Raw genomic sequence first — 16,028 nt, 5'->3', positions numbered from 1 at the left:
GGTCACTCGGGGTACAGTTCCCGCTCGCGGTCGATGTCGTCGATGCGTTCGACCTCCGCGGGCGAAAGCTCCAGCGACCGCGCCGCCAGGTTCGCCCGCAGGTGCTCCGCCGAGGAGGCCTTCGGGATAGTCACGACGCTCTCGTGGGCGAGCGCCCACGCGATGGCCACCGCCGCCGGCGAGGTGTCGTGGCGCTCGGCGATCTCGGTCAGCACGGGGTCGTCGAACGCCTCGCCGCCGATCAGCGGCGAGTAGGCAACTACCGGGTAGCCGTGTTCCTGTGCGTCCGCCAGTAGGTCGCGGTTCCCGAAGTAGGGGTGAAACTCGATCTGGTGGGCGGCGACCGGCGCGTCGAGCACCTCGCGGGCGCGCTGCAGCTGGTCGGGCTCGAAGTTCGAGAGGCCGACGCCCTCGACGAGGCCGTCGTCGACGAGTTCGTCCAGCGCGGGCAGGGTCCGTTCGGGGTCGTAGTCGCCGCGGGGCCGGTGGACGTACAGCAGGTCGACCGCGTCGACGCCGAGCCGGTCCAGGCTCGCCGCCGCGCTGGGCCGCACGTCTTCGGCCCCCAGCGAATCGACCCAGAGTTTCGTCGCGACCGTGAGGTCCTCGCGGGGGGTATCGCTCGCCGCGATCCCGTCGCCGACGACCGTCTCGTTGCCGTAGATCTGTGCCGTGTCGAGGTGGCGATAGCCCTCGTCGACCGCCGTCTCGACCGTCCCGGGGTCGTCGATCCCCATTGTGCCGAGTCCGACCGGTGGGAGGTCCATAGCGAACCCTGCGGCGGGACACAGTTGGCTTTAGCGATGACACGCGTCGGGACAGCCGATCCGCGCCGTTCAACCGTACGCGTACCGCAGGACCGTCTCGCCGTCGCGCGTGACGACCACCGTGTCGCCGCCGTTGTTCCAGACCGCCGAGTCGCTGCCCCAGTAGAGGGTGTCTGCGGTGTCGCTGCCCGAGCCGGTGCGGAGCGTCACCGTCTCGCCCGGGGCGAGCGAGAAACCGTCGGGGAACGTGTAGGTGTGGTCGGCCTCGTCGCTGACCGTCCAGCCGCCCAGGTCCAGCGCCGCTTCGCCGTCGTTGCCGAAGACCACGAACTCGTCGTTCAGGTTCTCGTGGTCGTTGCCCGCCGCGTCGGCGTGGACCCGCTCGACGGCCAGCCCCGCCGAGGAGGTGGCGACCGGGCCGCCGGTGTCGGCGGTCACGTTCGCGTCCGGGTCCCGGCAGCGCCACAGCCCGCGCCGTTCGGCCTGCGCGTCGTCCTCGGCGGTGTAGTACCGGTCGGACCGCTGGAACGTGCTGTCGTAGACGCGGGCGTGACCGGTCGCGACCAGCCGGTAATTGAAGTCCGTGCTGTTGACCGTGGTCGTGGTACTCGTCGTCGCGGTGGCGTTCGTCGTGGTTGTCCCGGCGAGTGACCCATTCATACCGCCCGTGTCCCTGCCGCTCGCGTTTACGTGGACGTACGCGAGCAGCCGGCCGTAGCTGCCCCGCCGGTCGGCCGCCGGGTCGGTGACCAGGGTCACTCGCTCACCGGCCAGCCACCGCTCGGCGAACGCTGTGGCGTCCTCGCCCGCGGATTCGAGGCAGGCGCGGCCCGTCTCGTTGTTCGGTACCCCCTCGAACTCGGCGGGGTCGTTGTCGGCGTACACCTCCGGCGTGTCCACGCCCAGCAGCCGCACCGTGTCCGTCGACCCGTTGGCGTACCGCACGTCGATGGTGTCCCCGTCGACCACCCCGACCACGGTTGCCGCCGTCCCGTTCGCGACCTCGGGCGCCGCGGCGGTCGGTCCCGTGGCGGTCTCCTCGCCCACCGACAGCGAGAACCCGGCGCAGCCGCTCAGGACTGCCAGAAGGGCCACTGTGAGGACTACGGTGAGGCGGGCGTGTCGACCGCTCATATCCCCTGTCGGGCCGCCAGTCGCAAGAGCGTTGGCACCTCGAACGTGAGCGTGTTCTGTGGGTGTTGCTCGTTGAGTAGTGGTTTCTGTTCTAGTGTGGAAGAGACCGGCACGACAGCGATTGGAGTGGACAGCAGGTGATGAAAGCCCTCGGCGCGCTCGGGGTCGCTGAGGCGGGATATCCGCGCTCTCGGCACCGCCCGCTCACGGCACAGCCGTTCGCTTCGAGGCGCACAGCGCCTCGCACCGCGCGGACACGTTGCCCGCTCAGGTGACTCTCGGCGCGAGCGCACTTCGCCCGTTCAGTCCACCGGGAGAGCGTGCTCTCCCGGGCCCGCGCTCACACGTTCGCGCGGACGCCAGGACAGCACCGCGACCGCACCCGCCCTGCACAGCACCGCAGACGGCCACGACCCTCCCCAGCCGATTCGCTCCTGTCGTCGCTCATCCACCGTCGGAGCAAGCTCCGACGAGCCTTCACACAGTTCACGAAGACCTCGCGCGGCCCTCGTCGCGCGCATGAAAGCGCGTGACAGCACGCGCCGACCACACCGCGACCGCTCACCGCAACAGCTACTGCCCGTACTGAGCATCCGGAGCGGAGCGCCGGTTCGCTGCCAGAGCTTGCTCTGACGAGCGTGCGGTCGTTCGCGGTACTCACTCCCGCAGATGCCGGACGCGAGCGAACGGAGTGAGCGAGTCGGCCGACAGTTCTTCCGGGTTTTGCGAGAGGGGCTCCTCGCAGTCGGGCAGGCGACCGAGGAAGTCCCTCCGCAAAAAAGGGGGCTCTACTGGAACCCGATGCGGCCGCCCGAGCGGGGGCCCTGCCGGCTCTGGCCGCCGCTCTGGAACTCGTCTTCCATCTGCTCGTAGTAGTCGCGGATGTCGTCAGTGATGGTCGGCCGGACGTTGTCCAGCGCCTGCCGGAAGTGGCCCATGTCGACGACGTCGGCGTCCTCGTCCTCCCGCAGCGCCTCGATGGCCGCCTCGCGGCCGATCGATTCGAGGTCCGAGCCGACGTAGCCGTCGGTGATCTCCGCGATCTCCCGGAGGCTCACGTCCGCGGCGAGGGGCTGGTCCTCGGTGTGGATGCGGAGGATCTGCTCGCGGCCCTCGGTGTCGGGTTCGCCGATCATCACGAGGCGGTCGAACCGGCCCGAGCGGATGAGCGCGGGGTCGATCATGTCCGGGCGGTTGGTCGCGCCGATGACCATCACGTCCTCCATGTCCTCCAGCCCGTCGAGCTCCGTGAGGAGCTGGTTGACGACGCGCTCGGAGACGTTACTGCCCACGTCGCCGCCGCGGCCGGGCGCCAGCGAGTCCAGCTCGTCGAAGAAGATGACGGTGGGCGCGACCTGCTTGGCTTTCCGGAACGTCTGGCGGATGGCTTTCTCGGACTCGCCGACCCACTTGCTGAGCAGTTGCGGGCCACGCACCGAGATGAAGTTGGCGTCGGTCTCGTTGGCGACGGCCTTGGCCATCAGCGTCTTCCCGGTGCCCGGCGGGCCGTACAGCAGGACGCCGCTGGGCGGGTCGATGCCCATCCGCTGGAACTTCTCGGGCTTGTTCAGCGGCCACTCGACGGACTCCTGGACCTTGCCTTTCGCCTCTTCGAGGCCGCCCACGTCGTCCCACGACACCTTGGGCAACTCGACGAGGACCTCCCGCATGGCGCTCGGACTCACCTCGTTGAGGGCGCCGCGGAAGTCCTCCCGTTTGATGATCATCCGGTCGATGAGGCTCGGCGGGATGTCCTCCTCGTCCAGGTCGATCTCGGGGAGGTACCGCCGCAGGGCCTTCATCGCGGCCTCCTTCGTGAGGCTCTCGATGTCGGCACCGACGAAGCCGTGGGTCTCGTCGGCCAGGCGACCGAGCGCCACGTCGTCGGACAGCGGCATGCCGCGGGTGTGGATCTGGAGGATCTCTTCTCGACCCATCTCGTCGGGGACGCCGATCTCGATCTCGCGGTCGAACCGACCCGGCCGCCGAAGGGCGGGGTCGACGCTGTCGACGCGGTTGGTCGCGGCGATGACGATGACCTGGCCGCGGGATTCGAGGCCGTCCATCATCGTCAGCAGCTGAGCGACGACGCGCCGCTCGACCTCGCCGGTCACGTCCTCGCGCTTCGGTGCGATGGAGTCGAGTTCGTCGATGAAGATGATCGAGGGCGCCTCCTCGCTGGCGTCCTCGAAGATCTCGCGTAACTGCTGTTCGGACTCGCCGTAGTACTTCGAGATGATCTCCGGGCCGGCAATAGAGAAGAAACTGGCGGAGGTCTCGTTGGCGACGGCCTTGGCGAGCAGCGTCTTCCCGGTGCCCGGCGGGCCGTGCAGCAGGACCCCCTGGGGCGGCTCGATGCCCAGTTTCTTGAAGATCTGGGGGTGTTTCATCGGGAGCTCGACCATCTCCCGGACGCGCTGGATCTCGTTTTGCAGGCCACCGATGTCCTCGTAGGTGATCCCGCCGCCGGTCTTCTCGAAGCCGGAGATGGGCTCCTCGCGGAGTTCGACCTCGGTGTCCTCGGTGATGAGACAGACGCCCTCGGGTTCGGTCTCGACGGCGATCAGCGGGATCGCCTGGCCGGGCGAGCGCATGAAGGGGTGGTTCGTCGAGGACATCACCGGGACGATGTCGCGCTCGACGACCGGCCGCTTGAGGATCTGCCGCTTGACCATGCCGGCGGCGTCGGAGCCGAACTGGACCGAGGCCTCCTCCGGCGGCGCCAGCACCAGCTTGTCGGCCTTCTCGGCCTCGGCCTTCCGTATCTCGACGCGCTCGCCGATGCCCACGTCGGCGTTCTGGCGCGTGAACCCGTCGATGCGGACGGTGTCGGTGTTCCAGTCCTGGCGGTCCGCGCGCCAGACCTTCGCGGCGGTCACCTCGCTGCCCTCGATCTCGATGATGTCGCCGGGAGAGAGCTTGAGGTGGAGGAGCGTGTCGGGATCCAGCCGGGCGATGCCGCGCCCCGAGTCGTTCGGGTACGCTTTCGCCACTTCTAGTTGCACTTCGTTCATAGGTGGGTGGGAGTGTGTCTCACTCGGGTACCCCCGCGGATATGCTTTTTGCTCCCGGCGGTCCCCTCGGTCGATCGACACCGATTCAGGGGTCGCTTCGCGGCCGACGACCCGTTCGCGATCGGGCGATTAGGGGAGATCGCTGCCGAGCACCGAACGCCGGTCACTGGCGATCCCGCCGCACCGCCGCGGGAGCCGCGCTCGCGCACCGGGCGACCGGACCGTTTTTGCCGCCGCCGCGCGCCCGTTGTGGTGTATGCGAACCCTCGCGTTCGACGGTCGGCTGGGCGCCAGCGGCGACATGCTCCTGGGCGCGCTCGTGGCTGCCGGCGCCGACCCGGCGGCCCTGGACCGCGTCGAGGAGGCCCTGCCGGTCCGCTACGAGGTCCGGTCGGTCACGAAGAACGGCATCGCCGCCACCGCCGTCGACGTGCGCCACGCCGACGCGGCCGGGGAGAGTGACGACCGCAACCACGGCGAGTGCGACGACGACGGGGAGGACGACCACGGCGATGCGGACAGTACCGGACACGGTCACGACGGACACAGCCACAGCCACGACGACCAGGGACACGGCGATCAGGAACACGGTGACGACCAGAGCCACGACCACGAGCACACCCACGCGGAGGGCGCGGGGCCGAACCGGACCTACGCGGAGGTCGTCGACCTCGTCGAGTCGATGGACCTCCCGTCGGGGGTCGAGCGGGACGCGCTCGACGTGTTCGAGTTGCTCGGCGAGGCGGAGGCGAGCGTCCACGGCACCGACATCGACGACACGCACTTCCACGAGGTGGGCGCCGACGACGCCATCGCCGACGTGGTCGGCGTCGCCCTCCTGGTGGACGACCTGGGCGTCGAGCGGGTGGTGACGACACCGCTCGCGGCGGGCGGCGGCGAGGTAGAGATGAGCCACGGCACGTACCCGGTCCCCGCGCCGGCGGTCGTCGAACTCGCCGAGCGCGCCGACTGGTCGCTGACGGGCGGCCCGGTCGAGCGGGAACTGCTGACCCCCACGGGCGCGGCGCTGCTGGCCCACTACGCCGACGGCGTCGAGGCGCTGCCGGACTTGGACGTGTCGGCCTCGGGCTACGGCGCCGGCGGCTACGACCTCGCCGAGTACCCCAACGTCCTCCGGGCCATCGTCGGCGAGTCCCGGGGCGGCCTCTCGCGGGACGCGATCACCGTACTGGAGACGAACCTCGACGACGCGACGCCGGAGGTGCTCGGGGGCCTCCAGGAGTCGCTGGCCGAGGCGGGCGCGCGGGACGTGTCGATACTGCCGGCGACGATGAAGAAGTCCCGGCCGGGCCACCTCGTGAAGGTCGTCACCAAGCCGGAGGACGCCCAGCGGGTCGCGCGGCGGCTGGCCGAGGAGACAGGCACCCTGGGCGTCCGCGAGCACGGCGCCGGCCACCGCTGGATCGCCGACCGCGAGGTCCGCACGGTCGAGGTCGAGGTCGACGGGGCGACCCACGAGGTGGCGGTCAAGATCGGCACGGACAGCGAAGGGGAGATATTCGACGTGAGCGCCGAGTACGACGACGCCGCGGCGGTCGCCCGTGAGACGGACCTGCCGGTGCGCGAGATCGCCCGCCGCGCGGAGGCGGCGGCCCGCGAATGACCGAGACCGTCCTCGTCGTCGGCGCGAGCGGCTACCTCGGCCGGTCGGTCGTCTACCGGCTCCGGCATCCGCGCGACGACCGTGAGAACGAGGGCGACCGGACGGACACGGCCGGCCGGGATGCACCGGACGACCGGGAGGATCGCCGCGTCCTCGGGACCTACTGCTCGGAGCCGGGGCCGACCGCCGGGGTCCAGTTCGACTTCTGGACGGACGACGTGGGGGAACTGGTCGACGAGCACGACGTGGACACGGTGGTCTTCGCCGCGGCCGTCGAGTACGGCGGCGACGCGGACACGGGCGAGTCGGGGGCCGACGCGACCTTCGCCGAGCGCGCCGAGCGGTTCGCCGCAGGGGTCGCCGACACGCGTATCGTCTACGTCTCCAGCGCGTCGGTGTTCGACGGGACAGGCTCGCGGTACACGGAGTCGGACCCGCGCGCTCCCCGGGACGACTACGGCCGACGACTCGTCACGTTCGAGGACGCCGTCGACGCCCACTGCGACGACGCGGCGGTGTTGCGGACGAGCTACCTGTTCGGCTTCTCGACGGGGCGACTCGACGACCGGCTGGCGCGGACCCGCGACCACCTCGACCGCGGCGAGTCGGTCGCGTACTTCACGGACATGTACAAGAGCCCGGTGCTCGTCACCGAGGCCGCCGACGCGGTCGCCGCGCTGGTCGACGGCGACGCGACCGGCGTCGTCCACGTCCCGACCCCGCGGATCAGCGTCTACGACTTCCACTGCGAGGCGATGGCAGCGCTCGGGTACGACCCCTCCCCCGTCGAGCGCGACGCGATCCCCGAGGCGATGGACGTGGCCCCCGACACCTCCCTGGCCTCCGAGCGGTTCGACTCGCTGGTCGACTTCGAGCCGTCCGCAGTCGGCGAGGGACTGCGTTCGCAGGTCGACGCCGGCGAGGCCGAGTAGGCGGTCGGGGCGCCGGCCACGGGACTGTCACTCCTCGTCCTCGCGGTGTTCGGCGAGCGCCTCGTCCATCGTCAACTCGCCGACGGCGACGCGCCGCGCGAGGTTCTCGTCGATGGCGCGGTTGGCATCGCCCGCCTCCCGGGACCGTTCCTTGATCCGCTGGAGTTCGCCCGTCGTCGGTTCGATCGTCCGTGACTCGACGCGCTCGCCGGAGAGCCGCGCGATGTTGACGGCGGCGAGCACGTCGCCCATGCCGCGGGCGCCGGTGCCGAGGTAGGGGGTCGTCCCCGTCTCGTCGACGAGTTCGACCGGCACGTCCTCCAGGTCGTCGATGATCTTCGCGCCCTGGAGGCGGGCGCCGTCGCCGATGCGGACCACGGGGTCGACGGCGTCGTCGACCTCCTCGCGGACGACCTCTGCGGCGTCGGCCAGCGGGACGTGGAACGTGGCGACGACCATCTCCCCCGAGAGGACCGCGATCCCCGGTCGCTCGCCGGGGTCGACGCCGACGACGGTGCGGCCGCTGCCCCCGCGGAGGATGGCGACCACCTCGTCGACGGCGTGGCGGGGGTCGTCGGGGTCGGCGCGGACCACCGGCACGTCGTCGGGGTTGGGCGGCTCCTCGCCCGCCGCGCTGACGACGACCGTCGCCCGCTCGGGGAGGTCGTCGTCGAGTTCGATCGTTGTGAACGTGACGCCGCGGTCGCGCAGTTCGTTGACGACGCCGTGGTAGACCTCGAAGTCCGCCGTCGCGACGACTATCACGGTCGCACTTCGCGGCCCTCCCACCTAAGTGTTCGACGTATGGCCGGGTGCAGGCCGGGCACGGGCGTCACCCCGCCCCGTCCAGCCGGACGAGCCGGCGACACCGGGCGCGCCCGTTTGCGAGCGTTTTTGTCGGGAGCCGACCAACTCCCGGGCGTGAGCGAGCGTATCCCGACCGGCTGCGAGGCCATCGACGACCTGCTGGGCGGCGGGTTCGAGCGCGGCGCGGTCACGCAGGTCTACGGCCCGCCCGCCGCCGGCAAGACGAACATCGTCCTCTCGGCCGCGACGGAACTGGCCGCCGCCGGCGACTCGGCGCTGCTCGTCGACACCGAGGGCCTCTCCGTCGACCGCATGGAGCAACTCGCCGGCGCCGGCGGCCGCGACGCCGACGACGTGGCCTCACGGCTCATCATCACCGAGGCGTACACCTTCGAGGAACAGGAGGAGGCCGTCCGCGACGTCGAGGAGTTCGTCGACGCCGTCGATCTCGTCGCCGTCGACAGCGCGACCGGTTTCTACCGGCTCCAGCGCACCGAACAGGAGGAGGGCGAGGCGCTGCGCGCAGTCGGACGACAGCTCGCCCATCTGCTCTCGCTCGCCCGGAAACACGACATCGCCGTCGCGTTCACCAACCAGGTGTACACCGACCCCGACTCCGAGCAGGCCCGCGCGCTTGGCGGCCACACGCTCAACCACTGGTCGGCGACCATCCTCCGGGTCGACCGCTTCCGGGGCGGGAATCGGCGTGCGACCCTGGAGAAACACCGGGCGAAGGCGGCCGGCGAGAAGGCCCAGTTCAAGATCACCGACGAGGGGCTCGTCGGTGGGGAATCGCGGTAGTCGACAGGCAAAGCGCAGTCTCTCCGTTCAGTGTGCTGCTCGCTTATCCGTGAGTTCTGTTTGAATCGATGTGAAACGAGGGCGAGTGACCGCGACCGTGCTCATCGGTGAGCGCTGAACGTCCTCGCCGCGCTCGCGGTCGCTGGCACCGGAAATCGGGAGTTTCCGGGATCGGGCGAGAGCACAGCTCTCGCAGCCCTCGCGAATCTCCGATTCGCTCAGTGACGCGAGAGCTTCGCCCTCTCGAACCGAGCGGGATATCCGCGCTCTCGACACCGCCCGCTCACGGCAGAGCCGTTCGCTTCGAGGCGCCCAGCGCCTCGCACCGCGCGGATAGGGATCGCTCAGGCGACTGCACAAGCGCGAGCGCGCCTCGCCCGTTCAGTTCACCAGGACCGCAACCACCCCGCACAGCACCGCAACGGGCCACAAGCCTCCCCAGCCGATTGCGCTGTCTGCGGGCGACCCGAGCGTCGCCCGCATGGCCGAGGGGCCTCCGGTCCCTCGCTGCTCGCAGGCTGCGATACTCATCCACCGTCAGAGCACACTCTGACGAGCTTTCGTCGCACGTTTACGAAGGCCTCGCGCGGCTACGGTCGCACGCATGAACGCGCGCTCCAGCGCGCGCCGACCGCATCGCGACCGCTCACTGCAACAGCAACCGTCTGTACTGAGCGTGTGCAGCGGGGAACCACTCCACTCGGCGAAAACCCGGTTCAGGTGCCTTCTACAACTCGACGCGCTCGCCGGTCTCGGCGGCCTCGTAGATGGCGTCGATGGCGCGCTGGTCGACGAGGCCGTGCTCGCCGTCGCCGTGGATGGGGGTGTCCGTCAGGACGTGGTCGCCGAAGTAGCCGAGCGAGCGGCGGGTCTCCTCGATGCCGTCGAACTCGGTAGTGATCGTCGTCTCGCCGCGGGTGATCGTCAGCTCGCGGTCGCCCGAGAGGAAGGCGTCTTCGAGCAGGAGTTCCCCCTCGGTGCCGATGATGCGGAGGTTGCTCGTCTCCTGGGTGTTCTGGCTGGCCGTGCAGGCGGCGACGACGCCGTCGGGGAACTCGACGGTGAAGGCGGCCCGCTCGTCGGGCACCTCGTCGAAGGCCTCGTGGCCCGACCAGTCCGTCGCGGTGACGGCGACAGGGTCCTCGTCGATGACGAACCGCGTCGTGTTGATGGAGTAGATGCCCAGGTCCGTCACGGAAGCGCCCGGGCCGGCCATGTCGGGGTTGAGCCGCCACTGGTCGTAGTTGTCGTTGATGTCCAGCAGGGGCTGGGACATATTTCCGTGGACCATCGCCACGTCGCCGATGAACCCGGCGTCGACGAGCTTGCGCATCATCCGGACGGCGGGCTGGACGTGCATCCGGTACTCGACGCCCAGGGTCACGTCCTCGGCGGCCGCGACGAGTTGCTCGGCGCGCTCGGTGTTGGCCTCCAGGGGCTTCTCGCAGAGGATGTCCTTGCCGAACTCGGCGGCGCTCTCGACGTAGGGCAGGTGCAGGGCGTTGGGCGTCGCGATGTAGACGGCGTCGTAGGCGTCGGTCGCCGCGCCCTCCTGGAACTCGTCGTAGGTGAGCCCGTGCTCGATGGTCTCGTGGTCCTCGGCGACGCCCTCGGCCTTCTCGGTCGTCGAGGAGACGACGACGGTCGTCTCCAGGTGGTCGAGTTCCTCGGTGGCGGGGATGGCGAACTCCATCGTCCACCAGCCCAGCCCGACCATCGCGAACCGCACCGTTCCGTCCTCCGCCTGGGGCCAGTCCCGCTCCGTGAAGTCGTCGAGGTACGCCTGTAGTTCCATGGGCGAGTCCGCGCACGCGACCGGCATAAGTGATGCGAAGGCGGCCGAGACCGGCCGTGTGAGCCGTTCGGGTTCGGTAATTCCGGACGGCCGGACGAGTCGTTCGGCGCGGTTAGCCCCGCCACTCCAGGGCCGTCGCCGCCCAGGTGTAGCCGGTGCCTGCGGCGAGATACAGGACCGTGTCGCCGGGCGAGAGCCACCCGCGCGACCGGGCTTCGGCGGTCGCCAGCGCCTGGTCGACGCTCTGGACGTGCCCGTAGTCGTCGAGGTAGTACTGCTCGCGCTCGCCGAGGCCGAGTTCGTCACAGAGGTGGGCGTGGAACGACCGCTTCATGTGGGTGATCGCCGCGAAGTTCAGGTCCGAGCGGTCGAGCCCGGACCGCCCCAGCGCGGTGTCGGCGACTTCCAGGAAGTTCGGGAGGCTCACCTCGCCCAGCCGCTCTTTCATCGACTCGTGGTCGGGCACCCGCAGCGAGTGCATCCCGGCGTCGACGGTGTCGTGGGAGGGCGGGTGGCGGGTGCCACCGCCGGGCATCACCACGTCGCGTGAGAACGAGCCGTCGGTCAGCGCGGCGCTCTCGCGGACGGTCGCGAGCGCGCGGTCGGCCGCGTCGCGTTCGAGCACCATCGCCGAGGCGCCGCTCCCGAAGTTGAACGTGAAGGAGGTGTCGGGGTCGTCGTAGTCGACCAGGTCCTCCTCGCGGCTGGCCGCGACCAGCAGCACCCGGTCGACGGCGTCGGCCTCGAGTTGCGCTTTCGTCTCCCGGAGGGCGATCGGCGCGCCGGCACAGAGCGCGTAGCTCTCGGCGGCGTAGGCGTCGGTCGCGCCGACCCGCTCGGCCACGTCGGCCGCGAGGCTCCAGACGACGTGGTCCTTGAACTCGCTGCCGTGGTAGCGGACGGCGTCGAGTTCCGCGGGGTCGCAGTCGGCGTCGGCCAGCGCGTCTTCCGCGGCCGCGACGCACAGATCGCTGGGCTGCTCGTCACCGTTCCGGCAGACGTGCTTGCGGCGGACGCCCATCTTCTCGACGACCACCTCGCGGGGGATCCCCGAGCGCTCGGCGATGTCGGCTCCGCCGACCGTCTCCTCGGGCAGCGCCGTCCCGATCCCGGTGAGGTGGACCGTCATCGCTCACCCCCCGCGGTCGGGGACGGTCGCGCCACGCGGCCGTCCGCGCTCATCGCTCGCCCCACAGTTTCGCGGGCAGTCGCTCGGCGACGGGGCCGCCGAGGTAGCTCCGCAGCGTGCCGACGAGGCCGCTGGGGACGTAGAGGACGAACAGGACGAAGACGATCCCGACGTAGAGGCTGGCGTGGCCGTTCAGCGCCGCGCCGATGAACCCCTCGACCGTGAGGCCGCCGAGCAGTTCCGCCGAGAGGACGCCCTCGGACAGCGTCTCCCGGAGGAACGGGAGCAGGCCGCCGCCCTGGCCGGTGTTCGAGAGGAACTCCCGGATCGAGTGGTCGAACAGGTGGCCGTACAGCGGGCCGGCGAGCGTGCCGAACCCGCCGATGATGCTCGCCAGCAGCGCGTCGCCGGTCGTCAGGAAGTAGAACGTGCTCTCGGGCGTGACCGACCGGGCGAAGCCGGCGTACAGCGCCCCCGCGACGCCGCCGAAGAAGCCGCTGATGACGAACGCCCCGAGCTTGTAGCGGAACGTGTCGTAGCCGATCGCCCTCGCGCGCTCCTCGTTCTCGCGGATGGCGATCATCACCCGGCCGAACGGGGAGTGGACGATCCGCTGCATCGCGAAGTAGGAGACCAGCGCGACCAGCCCGACCATGTAGAACGAGACGGTGTAGGTGCCCAGTTCGTGGCCCAGCAGCGTCACCGTGTCGCCGGAGAACGTGCCGATCGCGAGGCTCAACTGGTCGATAAAGGGGATCCCGATCTCGAATCCCTCGGGGTGGGTCGAGCCGACCGCGGGGCCGTCGCGGGGGTTGCTCGCCACGTAGTCCCAGCCGCGGACGAACACGTACAGCACCTGCGCGAACCCGAGGGTGATCATCGCGAAGTAGACGCCCGACAGGCGGAAGGAGACCAGCCCGATGGCGACCGCCAGCAGCCCGGCGAGGACGGCCGCGACCAGCAGTGAGACCATGAACGGCGTCCCCGCGGGCAGCAGCGGGACCTTGTCGTTGGCGATCAGGATGACCGTGTACGCTCCCGTCCCGTAGAAGGCGGCGTGGCCGAAGGAAAGGTAGCCGGTGTAGCCGCTGATGAAGTCGAACGACATGGCAAAGAGCGCGAAGTAGAGGACCGCCACCATCGAGTCGACCCGGGGCAGGACGGCGATAGCGAAGCTGTGGATCACCGAGCGGAAGACGGGGAACGGGAAGGTCGTCAGCAGGTGGTAGATCCCGGGATAGGCGACGAGGGCGAGGATCACCAGCAGGTGGACCTGCTGGCTGCGGAGGTGTTCGACGGGCCAGGCGAACTCGCGGTCGCCGACCCAGCGGGTGACGGAGCTAATGGCCGCCCACCTCCTCGACGCCGAACAGCCCCTGCGGTTTGACGATCAGCATGCCGACGAGGATGAGGAAGACGGTGATCTCGGGCAGCCAGGTCCACGTGACGACGACGTTCTGGAACCACCAGGTCGTCGTCGCGTCGGCCATCCCGACGACGACCGCGCCGGCGACTGTCCCGCGGAAGGTGCCCAGACCGCCGATGATGACGACGACGAACGCCGGCAGCAGCGTCTCGGCCGCGAGCGGCACGTTCGCGCCCCAGACGGGGTCCCACATCAGCAGCGCGCCGGCGGCGCCGGCCACCCCGGCGCCGAGCGCGAAGACGACGGTGAACACGCGGCGCACGTCGATCCCCAGCGCCTCGGCCATCTCGGCGTCCTCGCTGCCCGCGCGGATGTACAGTCCGTAGCGGGTCCGCGTGAGGAAGGCCCAGATGCCCACCACGGTCGCCGCGCCGAGCGCGATCTCGAAGAGGGCCAGCCCGCGGACCGACAGCGGCCCGAGCGAGTGCTCGGCCGAGAGCATCGCCGGCCGCGTGCCGAGCGCGGCCCGCCACTCCGAGATGGGCTGGAGCCCGTAGAACAGGACGACGATCCGGACGATCTCCTCAAGCACGAGCGTCAGCCCGAAGGTGAGCAGTATCTGGTAGATCGGCGGCCGGTCGTACAGCTGGCGGATCAGCCCGACCTCCATGACGCCGCCCAGCAGCGCGAGTGCGGCGAAGACGGCGACGAGCGCGACGAAGAAGAGGGCGAGCCGCGTCCACGCGCCCGTTGCGCTCCCGACGAGCGTGACCATGACGAGGCCGGCGAGGTAGGCGCCGATCATCGTCAGCGAGCCGTGCGCGAAGTTGAGCACGCCCATCAGCCCGAAGATGAGCGTCAGCCCGCTGGCGATCATCACGTAGATGGCCGACTTCGCCAGTCCCTCGACGACCACGCTCGCCAGCGTGTCCGGCCCGAGGAACTGCCCCAGGCCCTCGCCGAAGCCCATCTGCATGGCGACGGCCGCCGCGTCGGGGACGCCGGGGACGGCCGCGGGCTGGGTGGCCCCGGCGACGGCCGGAAGGAGTGCCCCCCCGGTCATGCCGAGAGGTACCTCCTGAGCCGTTCGTCGTCGGCGGACACGTCGGCGGTGTCGCCGTCGTCGACGACCCGTCCCTTGTCGAGGACGTAGAAGCGGTCGGCGAGATCGAGCGCCAGCGGGAGGTTCTGCTCGACGAGCAGCAGCGTGGTCTCGGTCGCTGCGTCGGCCAGCGCCTCGGCCACGTCGGCGACGATCTGCGGCGCCAGCCCCTCGCTGGGCTCGTCGACCAGCAGGAGGTCGTTGTCGCCGACGAGCCCGCGGGCGAGCGCGAGCATCTGCTGCTGGCCGCCCGAGAGCGTCCCCGCCTCCTGGTCGCGTCGTTCCTCGAGGATCGGGAACGTGTCGTAGACGCGGGCGACCCGTTCGCCGGCGTCGGCGCCGTCGGGCACCGCGACGCGGACGTTCTCGGCGACGGTGAGCTGCGAGAAGACCCGCCGGTCCTCGGGGATCCAGCCGACGCCGCGCTCGGCCACCTCGTGAGTCTCGAGGCCGACCAGCTCCTCGCCGCGGTACTGGATCGTCCCCTCGCGGGGCGGGGTCAGCTGGAGGACCGACCGCAGCGTCGTCGTCTTGCCGACGCCGTTGCGCCCGACGAGCGCGACTACCTCGCCCTCCTCGACAGAGAGCGTGACGCCCTCCAGCACGTGGCTCTCACCGTAGTACGTCTCCACGTCGGCGAGTTCGAGCAGTGTCACGCGGCCCACCTCCCGAGCGGTCGGAGCGCGCTCACGCGACTCCCTCCGTGTCGTCGGAGTCGGTCGCGGTCCCGTCCCCGCGGCGGTCCAGGTCGCCGGGCTCGTAGCCGCCGAGGTAGGCCTCCTGGACGGCGGGGTCCTCGCGGACCGCCTCGGGCTCGCCGTCGGCGATGACCGCGCCCTGGTTGAGGACGACCACCCGGTCGGAGACCTCCATCACGATGTCCATGTTGTGTTCGACCAGCAGGACGGCGTGGTCCGCGGCCACGTCCTCGATGAGCGCGACGATGTCGTCGACGCTCTCCGAGGAGACCCCGGCGTTGGGCTCGTCCAGCAGGAGCACGTCGGGGTCGCCCGCCAGCGCGACCGCCACTTCCAGTTGCCGACTGGCGCCGTGGCTGAGGTTCTCCGCCAGGTCGTCGGCCCGGCCCGCCAGCCCTACCCGGTCGAGGATCTCGCGGGCCTCCGCGACGTACTCGTCGTAGGCGTCGACGTTCCGCCAGAACGTCGCGGCGTCGTCGCCGGCCGCCTGCGCGGCGATCCGGACGTTCTCCAGCACCGACAGCGTCGGGAAGACGTTCGTGATCTGGTACGAGCGGTGGACCCCCATCGCCGCCGTCTCGTCGGGCGAGGCGTCGGTCACGTCGACCCACTCGTCGGCGCCGTCGGCTGCGGCGCTCCCGCCGGCGTCGGCTCCGCCCGCGCCGTCGCTCCCTCCGCGGCGCAACTCGATGGTTCCCCGGGTCGGTTCGAGCGCGCCCGTCAGCAGGTCGAAAAAGGTCGTCTTCCCGGCGCCGTTGGGGCCGATGAGCGAGCACAGCTCGTCGCCCAGCTCGAAGTCCACGTCGTCGACGGCTGTGAGGCCGCCGAACTCCTTCGTGAGGCCGTTCGTCCGCAGCAT

Annotated in this window: 13 protein-coding genes; 3 read left to right on the top strand and 10 right to left on the bottom strand. The window is 70.4% G+C overall.

From position 1 onward, the window contains the following. Positions 1 to 2: 2 nt before the first annotated feature. The 3 genes from ACMGFG_RS03835 to ACMGFG_RS03825 all read right to left on the bottom strand — a co-directional run bounded on the left by ACMGFG_RS03835 (position 3) and on the right by ACMGFG_RS03825 (position 4,915). Positions 3 to 767 (bottom strand): aldo/keto reductase, encoded by a 765-nt coding sequence (locus ACMGFG_RS03835; RefSeq protein ID WP_436929032.1) that lies wholly within the window; start codon positions 765 to 767, stop codon positions 3 to 5. 69 nt (positions 768 to 836) lie between these two features. Beyond that, positions 837 to 1,901 (bottom strand): lamin tail domain-containing protein, encoded by a 1,065-nt coding sequence (locus tag ACMGFG_RS03830; protein ID WP_436929031.1) that lies wholly within the window; start codon positions 1,899 to 1,901, stop codon positions 837 to 839. Positions 1,902 to 2,689: 788 nt separating this feature from the next. Further along, positions 2,690 to 4,915 carry a CDC48 family AAA ATPase gene (locus ACMGFG_RS03825; RefSeq protein WP_436929030.1) on the bottom strand — a complete coding sequence of 742 codons (2,226 nt, stop codon included), beginning with the start codon at positions 4,913 to 4,915 and terminating at the stop codon, positions 2,690 to 2,692. Positions 4,916 to 5,171: 256 nt separating this feature from the next. Here ACMGFG_RS03825 and larC point away from each other — a divergent pair, with 256 nt between their 5' ends. Both larC and ACMGFG_RS03815 read left to right on the top strand, forming a co-directional pair. After that, positions 5,172 to 6,539 (top strand): nickel pincer cofactor biosynthesis protein LarC, encoded by a 1,368-nt coding sequence (larC, locus tag ACMGFG_RS03820; protein WP_436929029.1) that lies wholly within the window; start codon positions 5,172 to 5,174, stop codon positions 6,537 to 6,539. Continuing rightward, positions 6,536 to 7,471, top strand: coding sequence for a sugar nucleotide-binding protein (locus ACMGFG_RS03815; protein WP_436929028.1), 936 nt, complete (start codon positions 6,536 to 6,538; stop codon positions 7,469 to 7,471). Before larC ends, ACMGFG_RS03815 begins: the two co-directional genes overlap by 4 nt. Positions 7,472 to 7,498: 27 nt before the next feature. Here the strand turns inward: ACMGFG_RS03815 and ACMGFG_RS03810 are convergent, their stop codons facing one another. Next, the gene (locus ACMGFG_RS03810; protein WP_436929027.1) at positions 7,499 to 8,236 is read right to left on the bottom strand and encodes a hypothetical protein; all 738 of its coding nucleotides are present in this window, start codon (positions 8,234 to 8,236) and stop codon (positions 7,499 to 7,501) included. Positions 8,237 to 8,392: 156 nt separating this feature from the next. Between ACMGFG_RS03810 and radB the strand changes: the two genes are divergently transcribed. Beyond that, the gene (gene radB / locus ACMGFG_RS03805) at positions 8,393 to 9,079 is read left to right on the top strand and encodes a DNA repair and recombination protein RadB (protein ID WP_436929026.1); all 687 of its coding nucleotides are present in this window, start codon (positions 8,393 to 8,395) and stop codon (positions 9,077 to 9,079) included. Between the two features lie 727 nt (positions 9,080 to 9,806). On the opposite strand, the gene gfo6 is transcribed toward radB, so the two are convergent. The 6 genes from gfo6 to ACMGFG_RS03775 all read right to left on the bottom strand — a co-directional run bounded on the left by gfo6 (position 9,807) and on the right by ACMGFG_RS03775 (position 16,028). Further along, positions 9,807 to 10,874 (bottom strand): D-xylose 1-dehydrogenase Gfo6, encoded by a 1,068-nt coding sequence (gene gfo6, locus ACMGFG_RS03800; protein WP_436929025.1) that lies wholly within the window; start codon positions 10,872 to 10,874, stop codon positions 9,807 to 9,809. Positions 10,875 to 10,986: 112 nt separating this feature from the next. After that, complete coding sequence (locus ACMGFG_RS03795; protein WP_436929024.1) at positions 10,987 to 12,003, bottom strand: 3-oxoacyl-ACP synthase; 1,017 nt, start codon at positions 12,001 to 12,003, stop codon at positions 10,987 to 10,989. Between the two features lie 49 nt (positions 12,004 to 12,052). Beyond that, positions 12,053 to 13,234: a branched-chain amino acid ABC transporter permease gene (locus ACMGFG_RS03790; protein ID WP_436929210.1), complete on the bottom strand. Its 1,182-nt coding sequence runs from the start codon at positions 13,232 to 13,234 to the stop codon at positions 12,053 to 12,055. A 109-nt stretch (positions 13,235 to 13,343) separates the two neighbouring features. Beyond that, entirely contained in the window at positions 13,344 to 14,345 is a 1,002-nt protein-coding gene (locus ACMGFG_RS03785) for a branched-chain amino acid ABC transporter permease (protein ID WP_436929209.1), read from the bottom strand. An 83-nt stretch (positions 14,346 to 14,428) separates the two neighbouring features. Further along, a complete protein-coding gene (locus tag ACMGFG_RS03780; protein ID WP_436929023.1) occupies positions 14,429 to 15,127 on the bottom strand; it encodes an ABC transporter ATP-binding protein in 699 nt (232 codons plus the stop codon). Between the two features lie 31 nt (positions 15,128 to 15,158). Further along, positions 15,159 to 16,028, bottom strand: coding sequence for an ABC transporter ATP-binding protein (locus ACMGFG_RS03775; RefSeq protein WP_436929208.1), 870 nt, complete (start codon positions 16,026 to 16,028; stop codon positions 15,159 to 15,161).

Source organism: Halosimplex halobium (assembly GCF_051414055.1).
GTDB classification, from domain to species: domain Archaea; phylum Halobacteriota; class Halobacteria; order Halobacteriales; family Haloarculaceae; genus Halosimplex; species Halosimplex halobium.
The sequence above is the reverse complement of the archived record's forward strand: the minus strand, read 5'-3'. Positions and strand labels throughout refer to the sequence as shown.

What these genes read in the sequence shown, in the direction of transcription:
- ACMGFG_RS03835 (WP_436929032.1), bottom strand. Translation starts at nt 767, where the DNA reads ATGGACCTCCCACCGGTCGGACTCGGCACAATGGGGATCGACGACCCC.
- ACMGFG_RS03830 (WP_436929031.1), bottom strand. Translation starts at nt 1,901, where the DNA reads ATGAGCGGTCGACACGCCCGCCTCACCGTAGTCCTCACAGTGGCCCTT.
- ACMGFG_RS03825 (WP_436929030.1), bottom strand. Translation starts at nt 4,915, where the DNA reads ATGAACGAAGTGCAACTAGAAGTGGCGAAAGCGTACCCGAACGACTCG.
- larC (WP_436929029.1), top strand. Translation starts at nt 5,172, where the DNA reads ATGCGAACCCTCGCGTTCGACGGTCGGCTGGGCGCCAGCGGCGACATG.
- ACMGFG_RS03815 (WP_436929028.1), top strand. Translation starts at nt 6,536, where the DNA reads ATGACCGAGACCGTCCTCGTCGTCGGCGCGAGCGGCTACCTCGGCCGG.
- gfo6 (WP_436929025.1), bottom strand. Translation starts at nt 10,874, where the DNA reads ATGGAACTACAGGCGTACCTCGACGACTTCACGGAGCGGGACTGGCCC.
- ACMGFG_RS03795 (WP_436929024.1), bottom strand. Translation starts at nt 12,003, where the DNA reads ATGACGGTCCACCTCACCGGGATCGGGACGGCGCTGCCCGAGGAGACG.
- ACMGFG_RS03785 (WP_436929209.1), bottom strand. Translation starts at nt 14,345, where the DNA reads ATGCAGATGGGCTTCGGCGAGGGCCTGGGGCAGTTCCTCGGGCCGGAC.
- ACMGFG_RS03775 (WP_436929208.1), bottom strand. Translation starts at nt 16,028, where the DNA reads ATGCTGCGGACGAACGGCCTCACGAAGGAGTTCGGCGGCCTCACAGCC.